This window comes from Variovorax sp. SPNA7 (genome assembly GCF_033807855.1).
Taxonomy (GTDB): Bacteria; Pseudomonadota; Gammaproteobacteria; order Burkholderiales; family Burkholderiaceae_C; genus Variovorax; species Variovorax beijingensis.
Genome location: NZ_CP138513.1, coordinates 4,487,130 through 4,504,450, shown reverse-complemented (window position 1 = coordinate 4,504,450; position 17,321 = coordinate 4,487,130). Strand labels below are relative to the sequence as shown.

At 64.9% G+C, this 17,321-nt stretch carries 16 protein-coding genes; 3 read left to right on the top strand and 13 right to left on the bottom strand.

The window, feature by feature from the left end; genetic code table 11:
- Positions 1-300: 300 nt before the first annotated feature.
- The 4 genes from RZE77_RS20945 to RZE77_RS20930 form a co-directional block, all read right to left on the bottom strand.
- Positions 301-1,203, bottom strand: coding sequence for an amidohydrolase family protein (locus tag RZE77_RS20945; protein WP_319439104.1), 903 nt, complete (start codon positions 1,201-1,203; stop codon positions 301-303).
- A gap of 95 nt (positions 1,204-1,298) precedes the next feature.
- Positions 1,299-1,829, bottom strand: a complete 531-nt coding sequence (locus RZE77_RS20940) for a carboxymuconolactone decarboxylase family protein (protein ID WP_319439103.1) — start codon at positions 1,827-1,829, stop codon at positions 1,299-1,301.
- Positions 1,826-2,791, bottom strand: a complete 966-nt coding sequence (locus tag RZE77_RS20935; RefSeq protein ID WP_319439102.1) for a Bug family tripartite tricarboxylate transporter substrate binding protein — start codon at positions 2,789-2,791, stop codon at positions 1,826-1,828. The genes RZE77_RS20940 and RZE77_RS20935 overlap by 4 nt, the downstream gene beginning before the upstream one ends.
- 27 nt (positions 2,792-2,818) lie before the next feature.
- A complete protein-coding gene (locus tag RZE77_RS20930; RefSeq protein ID WP_319439101.1) occupies positions 2,819-3,616 on the bottom strand; it encodes an SDR family NAD(P)-dependent oxidoreductase in 798 nt (265 codons plus the stop codon).
- A 120-nt stretch (positions 3,617-3,736) separates the two neighbouring features.
- Here RZE77_RS20930 and RZE77_RS20925 point away from each other — a divergent pair, with 120 nt between their 5' ends.
- A complete protein-coding gene (locus RZE77_RS20925; RefSeq protein ID WP_319439100.1) occupies positions 3,737-4,633 on the top strand; it encodes a LysR family transcriptional regulator in 897 nt (298 codons plus the stop codon).
- Between the two features lie 15 nt (positions 4,634-4,648).
- On the opposite strand, the gene RZE77_RS20920 is transcribed toward RZE77_RS20925, so the two are convergent.
- The 9 genes from RZE77_RS20920 to RZE77_RS20880 form a co-directional block, all read right to left on the bottom strand.
- Positions 4,649-5,254 (bottom strand): hypothetical protein, encoded by a 606-nt coding sequence (locus RZE77_RS20920; protein WP_319439099.1) that lies wholly within the window; start codon positions 5,252-5,254, stop codon positions 4,649-4,651.
- Between the two features lie 8 nt (positions 5,255-5,262).
- Positions 5,263-6,072, bottom strand: a complete 810-nt coding sequence (locus RZE77_RS20915; RefSeq protein ID WP_319439098.1) for an SDR family NAD(P)-dependent oxidoreductase — start codon at positions 6,070-6,072, stop codon at positions 5,263-5,265.
- A 10-nt stretch (positions 6,073-6,082) separates the two neighbouring features.
- Positions 6,083-7,081 (bottom strand): tripartite tricarboxylate transporter substrate binding protein, encoded by a 999-nt coding sequence (locus RZE77_RS20910; RefSeq protein WP_319439097.1) that lies wholly within the window; start codon positions 7,079-7,081, stop codon positions 6,083-6,085.
- A 17-nt stretch (positions 7,082-7,098) separates the two neighbouring features.
- Positions 7,099-8,085 (bottom strand): Bug family tripartite tricarboxylate transporter substrate binding protein, encoded by a 987-nt coding sequence (locus RZE77_RS20905; RefSeq protein WP_319439096.1) that lies wholly within the window; start codon positions 8,083-8,085, stop codon positions 7,099-7,101.
- 103 nt (positions 8,086-8,188) lie between these two features.
- The gene (locus RZE77_RS20900) at positions 8,189-9,043 is read right to left on the bottom strand and encodes an alpha/beta fold hydrolase (protein ID WP_319439095.1); all 855 of its coding nucleotides are present in this window, start codon (positions 9,041-9,043) and stop codon (positions 8,189-8,191) included.
- Between the two features lie 55 nt (positions 9,044-9,098).
- Positions 9,099-9,470 carry a thioredoxin domain-containing protein gene (locus tag RZE77_RS20895; RefSeq protein WP_319439094.1) on the bottom strand — a complete coding sequence of 124 codons (372 nt, stop codon included), beginning with the start codon at positions 9,468-9,470 and terminating at the stop codon, positions 9,099-9,101.
- Positions 9,471-9,578: 108 nt separating this feature from the next.
- Positions 9,579-11,963 carry an efflux RND transporter permease subunit gene (locus RZE77_RS20890; RefSeq protein WP_319439093.1) on the bottom strand — a complete coding sequence of 795 codons (2,385 nt, stop codon included), beginning with the start codon at positions 11,961-11,963 and terminating at the stop codon, positions 9,579-9,581.
- Complete coding sequence (locus RZE77_RS20885) at positions 11,960-13,075, bottom strand: WD40/YVTN/BNR-like repeat-containing protein (RefSeq protein ID WP_319439092.1); 1,116 nt, start codon at positions 13,073-13,075, stop codon at positions 11,960-11,962. The genes RZE77_RS20890 and RZE77_RS20885 overlap by 4 nt, the downstream gene beginning before the upstream one ends.
- Positions 13,076-13,092: 17 nt before the next feature.
- Positions 13,093-14,007 (bottom strand): alpha/beta fold hydrolase, encoded by a 915-nt coding sequence (locus RZE77_RS20880; protein WP_319439091.1) that lies wholly within the window; start codon positions 14,005-14,007, stop codon positions 13,093-13,095.
- 847 nt (positions 14,008-14,854) lie between these two features.
- Between RZE77_RS20880 and RZE77_RS20875 the strand changes: the two genes are divergently transcribed.
- Both RZE77_RS20875 and RZE77_RS20870 read left to right on the top strand, forming a co-directional pair.
- The gene (locus RZE77_RS20875) at positions 14,855-15,550 is read left to right on the top strand and encodes a fumarylacetoacetate hydrolase family protein (RefSeq protein WP_176659040.1); all 696 of its coding nucleotides are present in this window, start codon (positions 14,855-14,857) and stop codon (positions 15,548-15,550) included.
- 55 nt (positions 15,551-15,605) lie between these two features.
- The gene (locus RZE77_RS20870) at positions 15,606-17,318 is read left to right on the top strand and encodes a DUF1302 domain-containing protein (RefSeq protein WP_319439090.1); all 1,713 of its coding nucleotides are present in this window, start codon (positions 15,606-15,608) and stop codon (positions 17,316-17,318) included.
- Positions 17,319-17,321: the final 3 nt, after the last annotated feature.

The following is a 17,321-nucleotide window of genomic DNA, read 5'->3' as shown; positions in this document are numbered from 1 at the left end:
AGGCCGGATATAAGACTGCAGTCCTGCCTCCTGAATCTTCACACAGCGAGTTCTTGTAATCCCGGGGCGCCCATATAAGACATTCCCTAAGCCACGATACGCCAGCAATCTTTGCACTCGACTGGTCTTGAGGTCTGGCTGGAGCCCCCCGGGGGCTCCAGCCAACTCTTGCGCCACGCCGCTGCTTTGCACAGCAGTTTTCGGCTTTGAAAGTCATCATTCGAGTCCAAAGGCTGGCTGAGGATGCTTGGTACTGATCTGGGATCAGCAGCGATGCGTGGCCATCTTGATCAGGCGTGCTCAGGGCGTTAGAAATTTGTAGAGCGCTGCCGGATTTCGGACAAGCAACTGCTCCAGCAGATCGGGACTTGGCGCAATTTCCGCAAGCGCATCGACCAGAGCGCCATCGTCAGGAATATGGGTGTGGTTGGGGTGGGGCCAGTCCGAACCCCAGACGCAGCGATCCGCAAAGCGCTCGACCAGGACGCGTGCGAGCACCACGCCATGCCGGTAACGTGCCTCCCGCGGCGCCTTGGCGTCGATACGGTCGATGCCGCTCACCTTCACGTAGAAGCGTGGGTTGTTCAGCAGGCGCAGCAGCGCCTGGAAGTCCGCATGGTCCGGCCCGCGCGTGGCGTCCACGCGGCCCATGTGATCGATCACCACGGGCACCTGGCTGCGCTGGAGCGGATCGCTCAGTTCGTGCACCAGTTCGCTTTCGAAGTGCACCTGCAAGTGCATGCCCACCGCGGCCAGCCGCGGCGTGAGGGCCATCACGGCGTCGATGTTCGCGCCGTGGGCGATGTGCCGCATAAAGTTGAAGCGCACACCGCGAAAACCCAACTGCGCCAGGCGTTGCAGCTCCGCGTCGGGCACATCGGGGTCGACCAGCGCGATGCCCAGGTAGCGCCCTTCACCCGCTGCGATCGCGTCCTCGACCACGCGGTTGTCCGTACCGTGCACGATCGACTGCACGATCACGCAACGCTCGATGCCCATGCGACGGTGCAGTGCAAAGAGCTTTTCCTTGGGCGCTTCCAACGGTGTGGCGCGTCGATCCGCCGCGTAAGGAAAGCGGGATACCGGACCGAACACATGCACGTGGCTGTCGCAAGAAAGCGCGGGCAGTTGCAGGCGCGGCGTCGAAGGGTGTTCAAGATAAGTCCTGACGGGATCGGTGGCGTCGGCAATGGCGGTGGACATGAGGCAGGATCAAAGAAAGGAGGAGGAGGAGAGGCGGCGGTCGGTCGATCGACGCGAAATTCGTGGGGGTGCGCGCGCGTTCGGGGTTGACGCGCTTAGTGCGAGATGTTCAGCGCCACCAGAAAGCGCGACACCATGTTGTAGGCCGCCACGGTGGCGACCAGCTCGACGACGCCCTGCGGATCGTGGCGCGCATTGATGCGTGCCATCAGTTCCGCCGGCACCTTGACGTCGCGCGTCATGCGGTCGGTCAACTCCAGCAGCAGAAGTTCTTCTTCTGAGTACAGCGCAGCAGGCACCGCAGCCTCGCGCAATGCATCGATCTTGTGCTGGGCGAAACCGGCCTTCAGTGCGTGCGGCACATGCGCGTCGAACTCGAAGGCAGCGTCATTCAGCACGGCCACGCGCAGGATGACCATCTCGCGCAGGTCGGCTGGAACACCGGTGCGATTGCGCACCGCCGTCAGCATGGCCTCCCAGCCGGTGGCGATGGGTTCGCTGTTCAGCAGCACCTGGTACAGCAGCGAGATGCGTCCGCGCTCGGCCAGGATGCGCGATTCGATAGCGTTCAGTTCCGACCGAGTGCCGGGTTCCACCAGCGGCACGCGGATGTGGTTCGTGTTCATTCGTCGGCCTTCACGTTGCGTGACTTGATGAGTGTCGCCCACTTGGTCGTGTCGGCTTTCAGCAGCGCCGCCAGTTCCTGCGGCGACGACGACTTCGGTTCCGCGCCGCCGCGCAGCAGCTTGGCGCTGAGTTCGGGATTCGCCAGCGTGGCGCGCACGGCGGTGTTCAACTGCTCGCGCACCGGGGCCGGTGCCTTGGCCGAGGCGAACAAGGCGTACCAGTTGTTCGTGTCGACGGCCTTGATGCCTTGTTCCTCGAAGGTCTTGACCTGCGGCAGCGCCGGATGCCGCTTGCTGGACGCAATGCCCACGGCCTTGAGGCGGCCACCGTTCACTTGCGGTATCACCGCCGCAACGTCGGCGAAAACGCCCTTGACCTGGCCACCCATCAGGTCGGTGAAAGCCGGTGCCATGCCCTTGTAGGGCACATGCAGGAAGCGCGCGCCTGTCGATTCTTCGAGCTGGATCAGCGCCAGGTGCGGGATGCTGCCGGAGCCGGATGAGGCCATCGGGGTCGACGCCTTGTCGGCCTTCGCAGACTTCACGAAGGCGGCCGCATCGGTCGCCGGGTCACTGGCTTGGATGACCAGCACTTCGACGTTGTTCGCGACCAGCGACACGGGCGCGAAGTCGCGCTGCGTGTTGTAGGGCAGCTTGTCATGCAGCGACGGATTAACGGCCGCCGCGCCGACGCTGGTGATCCACAGCGTGCTGCCATCGGCCCCGGAGCGCAGCGTTTCCATGGCGCCCAGCGCGCCGTTGGCACCGGGCTTGTTTTCCACGATCACAGGGCGCTTGAGTTCATGGCTCAGCTGTTCGGCCAGGGCGCGTGCAACGAAGTCCACCGGCCCGCCGGGACTAAACGAGCTGACGATGCGCAGCGGCTTGGCATTGGGTTGCGCAAACGCCGCAGGGACAAGCGCGAGTGCGGCTGTGGCCCATAGGATGTGTCGTTTCTTCACGGATTCGGTCTCCTCGATGCAGGGGGCTTAGTCGCAGCGCGCCGTCATGCCGCCGTCGACGATCAGCTCGGTGCCGGTCACGAAGCGGGCTTCGTCGCTGGCCAGGTACAGCGCGGCGCTGGCCGTGTCGCGTCCGTCGCCCATGAAACCCAGTGGAATACGTTTGACGCGCGAGGCGAGCAGCGATTCGACGTCGCCGCCGGTGCGTTGTTTTGCTAACCGCACTTCGACCATCGGCGTGTGCAACTGACCCGGCACCACGGTGTTCACGCGCACGCCGTCGGGCGCATGCTGCACGGCCACCACGCGCGACAGATGGATCACACCGGCCTTGCTCGCTGCGTAGGCGACCTGCGCGCTCCCGGTCCAGCGCAGTCCCGACGTGGACGCCACGTTGACGATCGCGCCGCGCTTGCGTTCAACCATCAGCGGCAGCACGTACTTGCAGGTCAGGAACACGCTCTTCAGGTTGATGTCGATCTGGCTGTCCCACGCCTCTTCGCTGAGTTGCACCGGCCCGCCCGCGGCCGAGCCGCCGACGTTGTTGATCAGGATGTCGGGTGCGCCGTATGCCTGCAGACAGGCCTGCACCATGGCCTGCACGCTGGAAGCGCTCGTCACGTCGCAGAGGCAGGTCGTGATGGAGGCTGCGGCATCGCCGGCCAGCGCCAGGGTCTCGTCAAGCCGGGCCTGGTCGCGATCGACCGCCAGCACCTTGGCGCCTTCTTCCGCCAGGCGAACCGCCATGGCGCGGCCGTTACCCCAGCCGGCGCCGACGCAGCCGGCGCCGGTGACGATGGCGACCTTGGATTCGAATCTGCTCATGCTTGCTCCTTGTTATACGCAGCGACGAACGACCTCGTCGCCCATCGGATACAGCAAGTGTCTGCAGGGCGGGCTCCTAGTTAAACTGGATAGCGCCTATATCGACTATGTTCGAAAGCTATGGACCTGAGACAACTCGAATACTTCGTGGCGGTCATCGAGCACGGCAGTTTCAGCCGGGCCGCGGCGGCGCTGAACCTTGCGCAGCCGAGCGTCAGCCGCCAGATCGCGGTGCTCGAGGAAGAGCTCGGCCAACGATTGCTGGAGCGCACGGGACGCGGCGTGACGCCGACCCCGGCGGGCCAAACGCTGCTGGCCCATGCACGAACCCTGCTGAACACCGCGAGCCAGGCCGTGGCCGACCTCAAGGAATTGCACGCCGAGCCCGTCGGCCGCGTGGTGGTCGGGCTACCGCATCGCGTGGCCATGGGGCTGTGCGTGCCGTTGATCCGGGAGTTCCGCCAGCGCCTGCCCAATGCACTGCTGTCGGTGGTCGAAGGGCTGAGCCTGTCGTTGCGCGACAGCATGATCGACGGCCGGATCGACGTGGCGCTGTTGTTCGATCCGGCGCCCACGCCCCTGCTGTCCTATGAGCCACTCATGCGCGAGCGCATGGTGCTGGTGGCACCGAAGAAGTACCGCCTGCCCGCCCAGGTCAGCCTGGCGGGGCTCGCCGCGTTTCCGCTGGTGCTGCCTGGCACGCACAACCCCATCCGTGCGCTGGTCGATGCCGTGCTGCTGCCGCGCCGCATCTCGCTCAACGTGGTGGCCGAGGTCGGTGCGGTGCACACCGCCATGACGGTGGTCGAGGAGGGGTTGGCCTGCTCGATCCTGCCGGACAGCGCTTTGCCGATGAGCCTGCATCCTGAATTGATCCAGGCGGTGCCCATCGGCCCGCCCGCCATGCGCAATTCGCTGGTGCTGGCCCTGCCGCGCGCGCGGCCGTCAAGCCGGCTGGTGACCGAGACGGTGAAGTTGCTGCGTGAACTCGATTTCCGGAAGCAGCGATCGGCCTGACGATTGCCGCGCGCGTCAGGTGGTGCCGGCGTTCGGCGTGGCTTCGAACATCGTCCGGCGCGTCTGCGTGAAGTGCGGCCGCATGCGTTCGCTCCAGGGCGTGTTCCGCACGGCCAGCCAGGCCGGCGAGCCGAGCGTCTGCGCGGTGACAAGGTCGTAGCAGGCCAGCGACTTCGGCCCCGCATCGTGGTTCCACCAACGCTGCGCCTGCACGCATCCCGGCACGCGCGCGAGGCCCGGCAAGTGCTCGGTGTCGTACCACTGCTGCAACTCGTCTTCGAAGCCGGGTTCGGGCGTCATCTCGACGGCGTAGTGGAAGGGCGCCGCCTGGCCGTGGCTGGTGCCTTCGAGCTGCTGCAGGCGTTCCAGCCGCGATACGCGGGCGTGCGGGCCCGCGCAGGCCTGGAGCGCGTCCATTGTCTCGGCCGACACCGCCAGGCGTCGCGCGAGCGGCAGGTACAGCCAGCCGCATTGCGAGTCATCCGACCAGGCGCCGCGGCCGATGCGGCAGGCGAGGGCGGTCCAGGCGGGCAGCTGCGACAGGCGCCGAGCGGTCTCCGGCAGATCGGGCTGCGTGAGCCGTAGCAGCAGCGCATCGCTGACCCGACAGTCGTCGGCCATGCGCTGTCTCAGCCTCGCTTGCACAGCAGCCCACCGTCGACCGGCAGGAGCACGCCAGTCACATACCGGGCCTCGTCGGAGGCGAGGAACACGGCGGCACTGGCAACGTCCCAGCCCGTACCCATGCGCTGCATGGGCACTAATGCCTCGCGCTCGGCGCGGACCACGTCGCGTGACACGCCGCGCTCCTGCGTGCGCCGCTCGATGGCCATGGGGGTATCGATCAGGCCCGGCAGGATGGCGTTGGCACGCACGCCGTGTCCGGCGTTCTCCATGGCCAGGTGTTGCGTGAACGCGTTGACGGCGCCCTTGCTGGTCTTGTAGGTCACCGTCGGCCGCGCGGCCATCGAGGCGGTTGACGAGACGTTGATGATGCTGCCCGCCCCTTGGGCCACCATCTGCGGCAGCACGTGCTTGCAGGTCATGAACATGCCCTTGAGGTTCATGGCCATGATCTCGTCCCACATGTCGGCATCCATCTCGGCCGTGCGCCGATCGCCCCTGGAGCGGCCGACGTTGTTGTGCAGGATGTCGATGCGCCCGAACCGCTCGAGGCAAGCGGCGGCGATGGCGCGGCAATCGTCCTCGCGGGTGATGTCGGCACGCAGCACGCTGGTGGGCTGCCCGTAGGCCACTACGGCCTCGCGCGTGGCCTCGGCCAGCTCCTGCCGGATGTCCACCAACAGCAGCGATGCCCCCTCCTGTGCGAAACGCTCGGCCACCGCTCGGCCATTGCCCACGGTGTCGCCAGGCAACTGTCCTGCGCCGACGATGATTGCGACCTTGCCCTGGAGCCGGCCCTGGAGGGTGTGTTGCATGCGGTGTTCCTCAATCGATGGTGACCTTGCCGTCGACAACGACCTTTCGCCAGCGCGCTTCTTCGATGCGCATCAGCCGGGTCATCTGTTCGGGTGTGCCGGCAGCCACGGTCAGGCCTTCGTGCGCGAGCCGTTCCCTGTAGGCTGGCGTACCTGCGGCCTTGCGCACCGCGGCGTTAAGTGTTTCGATCACGGCGGGTGGCGTGCCGGCCGGGGCGAACAACGCGTACCAGACATCGGCCTCGTAGCCCGGCAGCGTCTCGGCAATGGTCGGCACGTCCTTGTAGGCGGGGCTGCGCTGCGTCGAGGTGACACCAATGGGCCGCATCTTGCCGCCGGCCACCAGCTTCGCGACGCCCCCGGCCGTGCCGAACAGCAGGTCGACCTGGCCGCCGATCAGGTCGTTGTATGCCGGGCCCGCGCCGCGATAGGGCGCGTGCGCGATATCGACCTTGGCCATATGCTTGAAGAGTTCGCCAGCAAGGTGCACGGCAGACCCGTTACCCGACGAGGCGTAGGTCAGCTTGCCCGGCGCTGCTTTGGCCGCGGCGATCACGTCGGCCACGCTCCGGTACGGGCTTGCAGCGTGCGTGACGAGCACGCTGGGCCCGGTGCAGATCAGCGCGACCTCGGTGATGTCCTTCTGCGTGCTGTACGGCAGCTTCTTGACCAGGGAGTCGTTGATCGCGATGGCCGAGGTTGTCATCAGCAGTGTGTAGCCGTCAGCCTGCGCCTTGGCCACGATGTCGGTGCCGATGACCGTGCCGGCGCCCGGCTTGTTGTCGATGATGAGCGCCTGCCCCAGTGCGGCCTGCATGCCGGCGAGAAGCGTGCGGCCCACCACGTCGGTGCCGCCGCCCGGTGTGAAGGGTACGACGATGCGGATGGTGCGCGAGGGGAAGGGTACCGCGGCCGAGGCGCCGAGGCAGGCCAGTGTCAGCCCGGCGGGTGCCAGTGTGCTGGCGCGCAGCAAACGGCGGCGTGTGGCCGAGAAGCGAGGGGAAGGCATGGCGTGGCTCCCGCGGTTCAGAAATCGATGCGGATGCCCGCATCCTTCACGGCCTTGCCGATCTTGACCAGATCTTCGGCAATCAGCTGCTTGAACTGGGCGGGCGTGGACTGCGTGGGCACGAACGACATCTCGGCGAATTTGGCTTTGAGCGACGGCGCTTGCACGGCCTTGCCGATTTCGGCGTTGAGCTTGTCGGTGATCGCGGCGGGCAGGTCGGCCGGGCCCCAGATGCCGTACCACGAGAGCAGCTCGAACCCGGGCACACCGCTCTCGGCGAGCGTCGGCACATCCGGCAGCGACGCGAGGCGCGTCTTGCTCGTCACCGCCAGGGGGCGCAGCCGACCCGCCTGCACGAACGACGTCACGCCCGGCATGGGCGAGATGGCAGCCGAGACATGGCCCCCGACCACGTCGGTCAGCTGCGGCACGGCGCCCTTGTACGGCACGATCTCCATCTGCAGACCGAGTGCGCGGTTGACCATCTCTTCGCTCAGGTGGCTGGTGGTGCCCAGGCCGGACGTGGCCCAGGTGTACTTGCCGGGGTTGGCCTTGGCCAGGCGCACGAACTCCGCCATGGTCTTGGCCGGCACGGCGTTGTTGACCGCGACGATCAGCGGCACAAAGCCGATCTGGCCGATGGGCGTGAAGTCGCGTTCCGCGTCGTAGGTCTTCTTGGCCACCACCAGCGGCAGGTAGGCCTGGCTGGACGCATTGAACAGCAGCGTGTAGCCGTCGGCCTTGGCCTTTTTCACGTTCATCGCACCTAGCAGGCCCGAAGCGCCCGGCGTGTTCTCGATCACGATGGGCTGGCCGAGCTGGCGCTGCAGCTGGTCGGCCACGAGGCGGCCCACGTGGTCGATCGAACCGCCCGGCGTGTACGGGATGACCATGCGGATCGGCTTATGGGGGTAGTCCTGCGCGTGGGCGGCAGGGCCTGAGAACAGCAGTGCGGCGCTCGCGAGGGCGACCGTCAGGGCGGTGCGGTGGGTGTGCTTGAACATGGTTGTCTCCGTTGGAAAGTCGGGTGCGCTGCCCGCCGTTCTCGTGAGGGCGATGCGGCATGCCTTGGCAATCGGGTGCTCCTGGCCGAGGAGCCCCGTGCTTCTATGCGGCGGTCTGTGCGAGGTACACGCGGTGGGCGAACGCGCCGACGGCCAGCGCCATGGCACGCGGCTGCTCGGGCGCCATCGCATGGCCCGCGTCGCGGATCACCTGCTCGGTCACGCGCGCGCCCAGATAAAGCTGCATGACGTTCGGAATCACCACGGCATCGTGCTCAGCCTGGAGGTCCAGGATGGGCACCTGCGTGCCGGCCGAGAAGTAGTCGTCCACCGGTGTGTGGATGCGTGCATGGCTTTGCGCCTTGTGCGTGGCCGCACTCCAGCCGTCGAGCCACACGCGTGCGTCGTGGCCCGGCGCGAAGAAGGCGCGCTGCAGGCAGTCGAGGCGCTGGTGCTCGGGCAGCGTCATGTCGCCCGCGCCGTCGATCGCATCGCGCAGCCGGCTGTACGGCTGCTCGGCCGATCCCGGTGGCAACTTGCCGGCGGAGGCCGCTGCCATCACGACACCGCACACCAGGTCGGGACGGTCGGCCGCGAGCATGCGCGCGGGCTGGCTGCCCCAGGCATGGCCCACGACGACGACAGGTCCGGTCTTCTCGTGGTCGAGCACGGCGGCCACATCGGCCGCGAAGTCGTGCATGGTCAGCCCGTGCAGGGGGCCCTCGCTGCGCTTCATGCCGCGCGGCTCGGGACGGATCACACGGAAGCCGTCGATTTGCAGCAGTCTGGCGACCTCGTCGTAGTCGCTGCCCGAGCGCGCCAGCGACGGAAGGAGGCAGATCACCGGGCCCGCGCCCTGGTCGGCGTACTCGATCTGCACGTCTGCGTCGGTGGCCGGCGGGCGGTAGCGCACCAGGCGACGTGATGCTGCGTTTGTCTCTGTGGTTGCTGGGGTCATGCCCGAAGTCTCGTGGTGCAGGCAGATGGCGATAAGGATGATGCGCCTATAGCAGCTATGTTTTTTGCCTATCGAGCCGAGGTGCTCCAAAGGATGGAACGCATGCCTGTGCGCGGCGTACTTGCGTCGGTACAAGCGGCCGGTGCGAGCGGCTTCCAGAGCCCCGGACGACGGGATCAGTCCTTTGCCAGCGACTTCGCCACGCCACGATGAACACGGCGATCACCGGCCGATACGACGTTTCGCCGGGCTCGCGCACCGTGAGGCCGAAGTGGCGGCGCAGGTCGTCGTAGCGGCCGATGCGGCGCCCGTCGATGAAGACCTGCGGCGTGGTTTTCACGTGCAGTTCGGCCTTGAAGCCGTCGGTCTGCTGGCGTGTTTTCAGCCACCGGTCATCGACTTCGTAGCCCTTGCGCTCTTGTGACACAGTAAGATTAGGTTGAGGTGGCTCCTTAGATAATTCAAGTCAACCTGTGAACTTGGTGCCGTTGACTCGGATTGGCACTCCATTTTTTTCTCCTCCAACCCACGCGACTCATGCCTGCACTGGCATGCGGTGTAGCGCATCGTCCGCACGGACCTCTGCGGGCTTTAGAAGAAATGCGGAGAGCGCTGGCACCAGGACCAGTGCGCCTAGCATGTTCCACAAAAACATAAACCCGAGCAGCAGTCCCATGTCAGCCTGGAACTTGATCGGTGATAGTAGCCACGTGCCCACTGCGAGTCCCAGTGTGATCCCCGTCAGTAGCACGACCTTCCCAGTGAAGCTCAGCGCTTTGGCGTACGCCTCCGCTACCGTGGCACCGCCTCGCAACTGGGCGAGCATGACGCAAAGCACGTAAAGCGCGTAGTCCACACCGATGCCGACGCCCAACGCGATCGCGGGTAAAGTGGCAACCTTGACGCCGATTCCCATCCAGACCATGAGGGCCTCGCACATCACCGACGTCAAGGCCAGAGGGACCAGCGCCACGACCACCGCTCGCCACGAGCGAAACGTCACCAGGCACAGAAGGCCGACGGCGCCATAGATCCACCACAGCATCTTCCGCGATGCGTCCCGCACCACATCGTTGGTCGCCGCCTCGATGCCGGCGTTGCCCCCCGCCAACAGAAACTGCACATCCCTGCCGTTATGCTGCGCGGCAAAGCGTTCTACCGCTCGAGTGACTTCCGTCAGGGTGGCCGCCTTGTGGTCTTTCAGAAACACGTAAAGCGGCAGCAGATCGCAGCTCTGGTTGAACAGCCCGCGAGGCGCCCGTGTGGTGACGGCATTGAGTATGCCCTGGTTGGGCAGGAGGTCGTACCAGGCGAGATGACCCTCGTTCATTCCCACGATCATGTTCTTGCTCAGCCCAGCCAACGACCGGGTGCTTTCGACGCCCGGCAGTTCTCGCAGCGCATGTTCGAGCATGTCCATCGAGGCCTGCACTTCGTAAGTGGCGCACAGGTTATTCCCCGTCTTGACCATGATGACCAGAACATCGGAGCTAATCGAGTAGTTGGTCACGACAAAGTTGTTGTCCTGGTTGTAGCGCGAGTTCGGCCGTAGTTCTGGTGCCCCAGGATCCACGTCGCCGATCTGCAGCCGTTGACTCACGGCGTAGCTGCCGGCAGCAATCGCGCCGGCCACGAGGATGGTGACGGTGGCCCATCGCCGGCCAGTGAATCGCACCAGCAGGCGCTCGAAGCGGAGTGTGCGCGACTCGGCTCGCAGCTTGAGCGCTGCAGCCCGGACGCTCACGCCAGTGAAGCTGAGTAGGACAGGGAGCAATACCAGGTTCGTGAACACGAGCACTACAACGCCAATGCTCGAGGTGATCGCGAGTACGCGAATGGCCTGGATGTCGATGAGTGTCAAGACGGCGAAGCCCACCGCGTCGCAGATCAATGCGGTCAGGCCTGCCGCGAACAGCCGGCGGAAGGTATAGCGCGCAGCAACGAACTTGTGCATGCCACGGCCGATGTCCTGCATGATTCCGTTCATCTTCTGCGCGCCATGGCTCATGCCGATCGCGAACACCAGGAAAGGCACCAGCATCGAATATGGATCCACAGCCAACCCAAGAACTGGCATGAGCCCCAGTTGCCAGAGCACCGCCACCAGCGAGCAGAACACGACGATCAGCGTGCTGCGAACGCAGCGCGTGTACCAGTAGACCACTGCGGCGCAGACCAGGACCGCGGCCGCGAAGAATGCCGCGACCGTTCTGGCACCGTCGATCAGGTCGCCGATCAGCTTGGCGAAGCCGATGATCCGCACCTCGGTTCTGTCGTCGCTGTACTTCTGCCGCACCCGCTCGAACGCATCGGAGAGGGCGGCATAGTCGAGTGCCCGGCCGGATCGCGGGTCGGACTCGAGCAGCGGAACCTGCAGTGCGGTAGAGCGGTAGTTCGCGGCGACGAGCTGGCCGATCTCCCCGGAGCGCTCGACGTTGTGCCGGATCCGGGCCACGCTGTCGGGCGAGCCGTCGTAGTTGTCCGGTACTACAGGGCCGCCGTCGAGCCCCTCTTCGGTCACCGCGACCCAGCGCGTATTGGGCGTCCAAAGCGATCTCATGAAGGCCCGGTCAACGCCGGGGATTAGGAGCACGTCGTCATTGAGGCGTCGCAACCTGTCCAGATAAGCCGCATCGAAGATGCTGCCCCCCTTTGCCTCCAGCGTCAGCGTCACGCGGTTTCCGAACCCCTTCAGGTCGTCGCGATGCGCGAGCCAGTTCTGGATGTATGGGTGGTGCGCGGGGACCATGCTTTCGAAGCTGGCATTCACCCGTGTCTTCGGAACTTGCCACACGAGGAGAACCGTGACCAGAAGACACAGGACGAGCACCACCTTGCGGTGGTTGAAGAAGGCACGCTCAGCCAACGATCCGCTGCCGCGGTCGAAGCCATCGATGTGGTGTTCGGTAGGTCGGTTCATTTGGTTGCGTGCTGGGGACGCATCGCGGCCTCGCTCAGACGGATAGCATCGAAGCGCACCGGCCCGCCAAGACTTGCCAGCATCCAGGTGCCTGCGGCTGTGCGTGCAATGGCCGTATACGCAGCAGGCGCGATGCCGGGCGCGACGCGCAACGACGTGGCGGAGGAGGTGCCAATCAGCACCTGTCCTTCCTGGTTGGTAAAGACGGCGCTGGTTCCTGACAGTGCTGTGGCGGAGTTGATGGAGGCCGCCGACGGGGCCTCCAGCTTGGTCCAGGATCTTCCCTGGTCCATGCTGCGGAAGGCGTTCCCCCGCAGTCCGAAGATGTAGAGATCTCCTCCCTCCAGGGCGAGTGCCCCGAAGTAGCTCCCCTTGTAGGGTGCAGGGATGGGACTGAATCGCCGACCATCGTCGGTGGACTTCAGCAGCAGCCCTTGCTCGCCGGCGACGATGACGGCAGTGCCGTTCCGCGCCAGGGCGTACAGGTGAAGGCCTCGCGGATTCTCAAGGCTCTCTAACGCAGGCTCCCAGCGATTCCCGCCGTCTTCGGTGCGAAAGGCTAGGCCGTACGCTCCCACCGCCAAGCCGCGGTCCGAGTCCATGAAGACGACATCGAAGAACGGCTTATCCGCGCCTTCGCTCTGTAACTGGGACGCCACGGGAGCGAGCCGTCTCAAGGCGCGATCGGCGGCGTTCTCGACGTACTTTGCGGCCGCCAAGCGCGCCGCCTGAACGCCATCCAGCTGCTTGACCCAGTTGGTCCCCGCATCGTCGGTGCGCAGAATCACGCCGCCATGCCCCACGGCCCATCCCGTGGACGAGGACACGAAAAACACCCGCGTCAGGGTCACGCGCACGGGTGTGCGGGCTTGCACCCAGGTCCGGCCATCGTCGTCGGAGTATGTGACCAGCCCTCGCTCGCCCACCGCCACTAAGCGCTTTCCGGCCATCGCGATGCCCAGCAGCGCGGACTTGCCGAGGCGCGACACTACGGGCGCGGGGCGATCCCACGCGGCCTGCGGCGGGCTCGCGGAGGCTACCGGCGTCCCCGCCGTCAAGATGAGCAGCCCGGCGAGCATAGTGCGGTGGGCCTGTAGGAAATTGGTGGGCATGGTGGTGCGCCGTCTTGTCATGTCCTGGCCCGCGTGCTGGCGCTTGAAGCGACGAAGGCCGCGATGTGATCCGCCACCTCGCAGGGCCGTTCGAACGGAGCCATGTGTCCACATTCTTCGATGACGTGGCAGCGCGTGGGCTGGATGAGTCGTCGAGCGTTGTCGAGCTGTGAGATGGGCGTGACGCGATCCTGGCGTCCCCACAGGAGGAGTGTCGGAAGCTGCAGGGCTCCTGTTGCCTCGTACAGCGGCGTCCGCGCCGCCAAGCCGAAGTTCTGCAGCGTGGAAAAGACGGCGAAGAGAGAGCCCTCGTACTGGAACGCGTCTTCGATCATGGATTTAAGCTCGGCCGCGCTTCGCTGCTCGGCCACGTTGTGGTCCAGATGTTTGATCAGCATCCGACGGCCCAGTGATCGCGCGACGAATCGAGTCAGTCTGTCGCTGCGAGTGATCCACAGCGGCAACCCAGGCTTGGTCGCCAGCCCCGCCGGCCCCGCAAGCGAGAGCGTCGCCAGCGTCTCGGGGTGGTGCCCGGCATGGATCATGGCGATGAGGGCTCCCATCGACGTGCCGACGAGATGGAAAGGGGTTACTCCGACGGCGCACGTCAGCTCCGCGAGCTGCCTTGCGAACAGCGACTCGTCGTAGCGAGCGTTCACCCGATCCGAGTAGCCACGTCCATAGCAACTGTATGCCAGGGTTCGGAAGCCCCGGCGCTGGAGCTCCGCCGCCGCCCTGTCCCAGTAGAACAAAGGAATCGTCAGTCCACCAATCAGCACGACGAGTTCGCCGGTCTCGGGACCCGCGAGCTCGTAGTGGGTGACGCCGTCACTCAGCTCGATGAAGCTGCCACGCAGGGCCTTACGAGACAGGGGCCCGAGCTTTCGACCTTCACCGGGCGCCGCGAAGTAGCTCATCGCATAGGTATTCATTTGCAGCATAGGCAGAGAACATCTCTTCGTATTAACGGATACAATGTATCCATTAATTTGGCGTTTTCTATCCATAGGAACCCTAGGACGTCACGCGGCCGTTCGCCGAAGAGGAGATGGATCTATCTCAGGGCGATATGTGAGACAGCGAAATCGGCATTGGACGTGCGCAGCGCTCGTTCCTAGCCTTCGCGTTCGTACGCCGCCATTCACATCCAAGGAATCAATAGAACCTATGCACTCTCGCTGTGGGACGCAGCATCGCCAGAGTCAAACTGGTCGTCGGCGATCCACTCGCCGAGCGTACGACGCAGGGGTCGATGGCGGAGGCGTGGCCGCGGGACAGCTCGATGCGCGGGTGAGAGCTTCGCTACCGGAAGGCCCGACGCTGCTGCTCGGTGAGCGAAAGCTCAAACGACCCGGTGCCTTCTATCAGCCAATCCTGTTCGATCTTCCTACCAGCGCGAAGGCGACGACTTCAACGCGGCAGGTGCGCTGAGTTCCAGCCGGATTGGTCACCTGTGCCGGAGCAGCGAGGGCATCGAGGAGTTCATCGAGCGGCTCGCGAAGAACGGCGTCGAGTTCACCGAAAAAGGCGCACAACTCGAATCTCTATCAGCTGTTCATGTGCGAACCGATCGACGGCATCAAGATCGAGCTGAACTTCGCTTGGCACGAAGCCCTCCGCCTGACCCTCACCTGAAGCTCCGCTGACTTAGGGTTGGCATGGATGGCCGCACACTTATTATTGGATACGATGTATCCAATAAATTATGCGACCCCACTGCGTCGACGTTGGCTGCACAGATGGTGGCCTTCTTCGGCTTTCTCTCATCAATCACTACCCATGGACTACCTCTTTCCTCCTCCCGCCGTTGTCAGCTTGCCCATCACCGCGAGACCCGATCGCTTTCCCGTTCACCGCGTCTATTGCGTTGGGCGGAACTATGAGGACCACGCGAAGGAGATGGGCTTCACCGGCCGTGAACCGCCCTTCTTCTTTCTGAAGCCGGCCGATGCGCTACTGGTCGTTCCGGAGGGCGAGACCGGCAGCATGGCCTATCCGACGCTCACGCAGGACCTGCATCACGAGATCGAGCTCGTGGTGGCGATCGGTAAGGGCGGCAACTCTATTCGACCTGAGCGCGCAATGGAACACGTCTGGGGATATGCGATCGGACTGGACATGACACGCCGCGATCTGCAGAGCGACATGAAGAAGCAAGGGCGGCCGTGGTGCATCGGCAAGGCATTCGAGCAGAGTGCTCCCGTCGGACCAGTGACTCCCATGGCGGAAGCTCAGCGCGTTCTGAGCGCGGAGATCGCCCTCTCGGTCAACGGAGCCGATCGGCAACGCAGCACGACCGCAAAGCTGATTTGGGACGTTGCCGAAACCATCGCACACCTGTCGAACGCGTGGACCCTGCAGCCCGGAGACCTGATCTTCACCGGGACACCCGAAGGCGTGAGCGCGGTCAGCCGCGGCGACACCCTCGTGGGCCGCGTGGCAGGCCTGCCGTCGCTGAGAGTTCAGATCGTCTGAGCAATCTGGTTCGAGGAAGACCCGGTGATCGCACCGGCAGTTTTGGAGAAACCTCATGAGAAAAAGCGTACGTCGAGACAACCGCCGGCTGCCCCAGCTGCGGCAAGTTTGCATTGCTGCCCTCACGGCGGCCTTCGGCTCCGCGCAAGCGGCGGAATTCGATACCGGCACGGAGCTTAAGCTGCGGTGGGACAACACCGTCAAGTACAGCGCTGCCTGGCGCCTCGCAAAGCCCTCGCCGGCCCTCAGCGGGCCCGCCAACCCGAACGGCGACGATGGAGATCTGAACTTCGCCAAAGGCATGGTGTCCAATCGCGTGGACCTGCTGTCGGAGTTCGACCTTAGCTATCGCGACTTCGGTTTTCGCGCGAGCGCGACGGCGTGGTTCGACGAGCTGTATCGCCGCGGAACCGACAACACGTCCCCTGCGACGTCGAACACTCGCCCAAACAACGCTTTCGATCCGGCCACGGCGACCCTGCACGGAAAGAAGGCCGAATTGATGGACGCCTTCGTGTTCGGCCAAACCGAACTCGGCGACGGCCGCCTGCTGAGCTTCCGGCTCGGGCGGCATGCGTTGCTCTATGGGGAAAGCCTGTTCTTCGGCAACAACGGCATTGCCGGCACCCAAGGCCCCACCGACGTGATCAAAGCACTTCAGGTGCCGTCGTCTCAAGCCAAGGAAGTTTTCATGCCGGTCAACCAACTGTCGGCGCAACTGCAGCTGAATCCGAGCGTGACCCTGGGCGGCTACTACCAGTTCGAATGGAGGCGCAATCGAACGCCGGCTGTAGGCAGTTTCCTTTCCGCCGCGGACTTCCTGGACACGGGCGGTCGCAGGATTCTGCGCGGAGCACCGCTGGTGCCTGGCGGTGGTCCGCAAGTCCTTAACCGCACCGCCGACGTCGAAGCTTCCGATTCGGGGCAGTTCGGTGCCCAGTTGAAGTGGCGGCCGGATTTCGTGGATGCGGACGTCGGGTTCTACTTCACCCGATCCAACGGCAAGAACGCCATCACCCACGCGCGCCCCGCCGTTATCCCGGCCGTGGGCGTGGTCGATCCGTCGATCTTCAATCCGATCACCGGCCAGGTGGGGACGTACTCGCTGGTGTTCCCCGAAGGGATCAAAACCTTCGGCGCCAGCGTCAACACAACGCTCGGCCCCGTCAATCTGGGGGCGGAGGCCTCGGTACGTTTCAACTCCCCACTGGTGACCGCGGCCGCACCCGTGCTACCCGGTGAAGCCGCGGTCACCGGCGGCAGAGGGGCATTGTTCCCGGTGGGGAAATCTGCCCATATGCAGGTTTCCGCCATCTACGTTGCGCCGCGGACGTCCGTGTGGGACAGCGCAACGCTGATGACCGAGATCGCTTGGAACCGGCGCCTCAGCGTGAAGCGCAACCCTGGCCTGATTGACCCGAACAGCACGCGCGACGCCACCGCCGTCAGGGTCTCGTTCGAGCCAACCTATTTGCAGGTCATTCCCGGCCTGGACATCTCGGTGCCCATCAGCATCGGCTACGGGCTGTCTGGACGCTCCTCGGTGGTACCCGCCTTCAGCGTGTACCACGGCGGCAACGTTTCCATCGGCATCAACGCCGAGTACCAGAAGCTCTGGAAGTTCGGTCTCAGCTACGTGCAGTTCACTGGCGCCACCAAGCCCGTCACGGTGGCGGACGGCCGTTCTCCCTCGGGCCTGGTTTACACCTTCGGCCAGCCCCTGGCTGACCGGAAATTCATCGCCATCAATATCCAACGCTCGTTCTAAGGA

Excerpts from the sequence above, each read along its gene's own strand:
- RZE77_RS20945 (WP_319439104.1), bottom strand. The coding sequence starts at position 1,203 with ATGTCCACCGCCATTGCCGACGCCACCGATCCCGTCAGGACTTATCTT.
- RZE77_RS20885 (WP_319439092.1), bottom strand. The coding sequence starts at position 13,075 with ATGCCCACCAATTTCCTACAGGCCCACCGCACTATGCTCGCCGGGCTG.
- RZE77_RS20940 (WP_319439103.1), bottom strand. The coding sequence starts at position 1,829 with ATGAACACGAACCACATCCGCGTGCCGCTGGTGGAACCCGGCACTCGG.
- RZE77_RS20875 (WP_176659040.1), top strand. The coding sequence starts at position 14,855 with ATGGACTACCTCTTTCCTCCTCCCGCCGTTGTCAGCTTGCCCATCACC.
- RZE77_RS20890 (WP_319439093.1), bottom strand. The coding sequence starts at position 11,963 with ATGAACCGACCTACCGAACACCACATCGATGGCTTCGACCGCGGCAGC.
- RZE77_RS20925 (WP_319439100.1), top strand. The coding sequence starts at position 3,737 with ATGGACCTGAGACAACTCGAATACTTCGTGGCGGTCATCGAGCACGGC.
- RZE77_RS20915 (WP_319439098.1), bottom strand. The coding sequence starts at position 6,072 with ATGCAACACACCCTCCAGGGCCGGCTCCAGGGCAAGGTCGCAATCATC.
- RZE77_RS20920 (WP_319439099.1), bottom strand. The coding sequence starts at position 5,254 with ATGGCCGACGACTGTCGGGTCAGCGATGCGCTGCTGCTACGGCTCACG.
- RZE77_RS20870 (WP_319439090.1), top strand. The coding sequence starts at position 15,606 with ATGAGAAAAAGCGTACGTCGAGACAACCGCCGGCTGCCCCAGCTGCGG.
- RZE77_RS20930 (WP_319439101.1), bottom strand. The coding sequence starts at position 3,616 with ATGAGCAGATTCGAATCCAAGGTCGCCATCGTCACCGGCGCCGGCTGC.
- RZE77_RS20880 (WP_319439091.1), bottom strand. The coding sequence starts at position 14,007 with ATGAATACCTATGCGATGAGCTACTTCGCGGCGCCCGGTGAAGGTCGA.
- RZE77_RS20905 (WP_319439096.1), bottom strand. The coding sequence starts at position 8,085 with ATGTTCAAGCACACCCACCGCACCGCCCTGACGGTCGCCCTCGCGAGC.
- RZE77_RS20900 (WP_319439095.1), bottom strand. The coding sequence starts at position 9,043 with ATGACCCCAGCAACCACAGAGACAAACGCAGCATCACGTCGCCTGGTG.
- RZE77_RS20910 (WP_319439097.1), bottom strand. The coding sequence starts at position 7,081 with ATGCCTTCCCCTCGCTTCTCGGCCACACGCCGCCGTTTGCTGCGCGCC.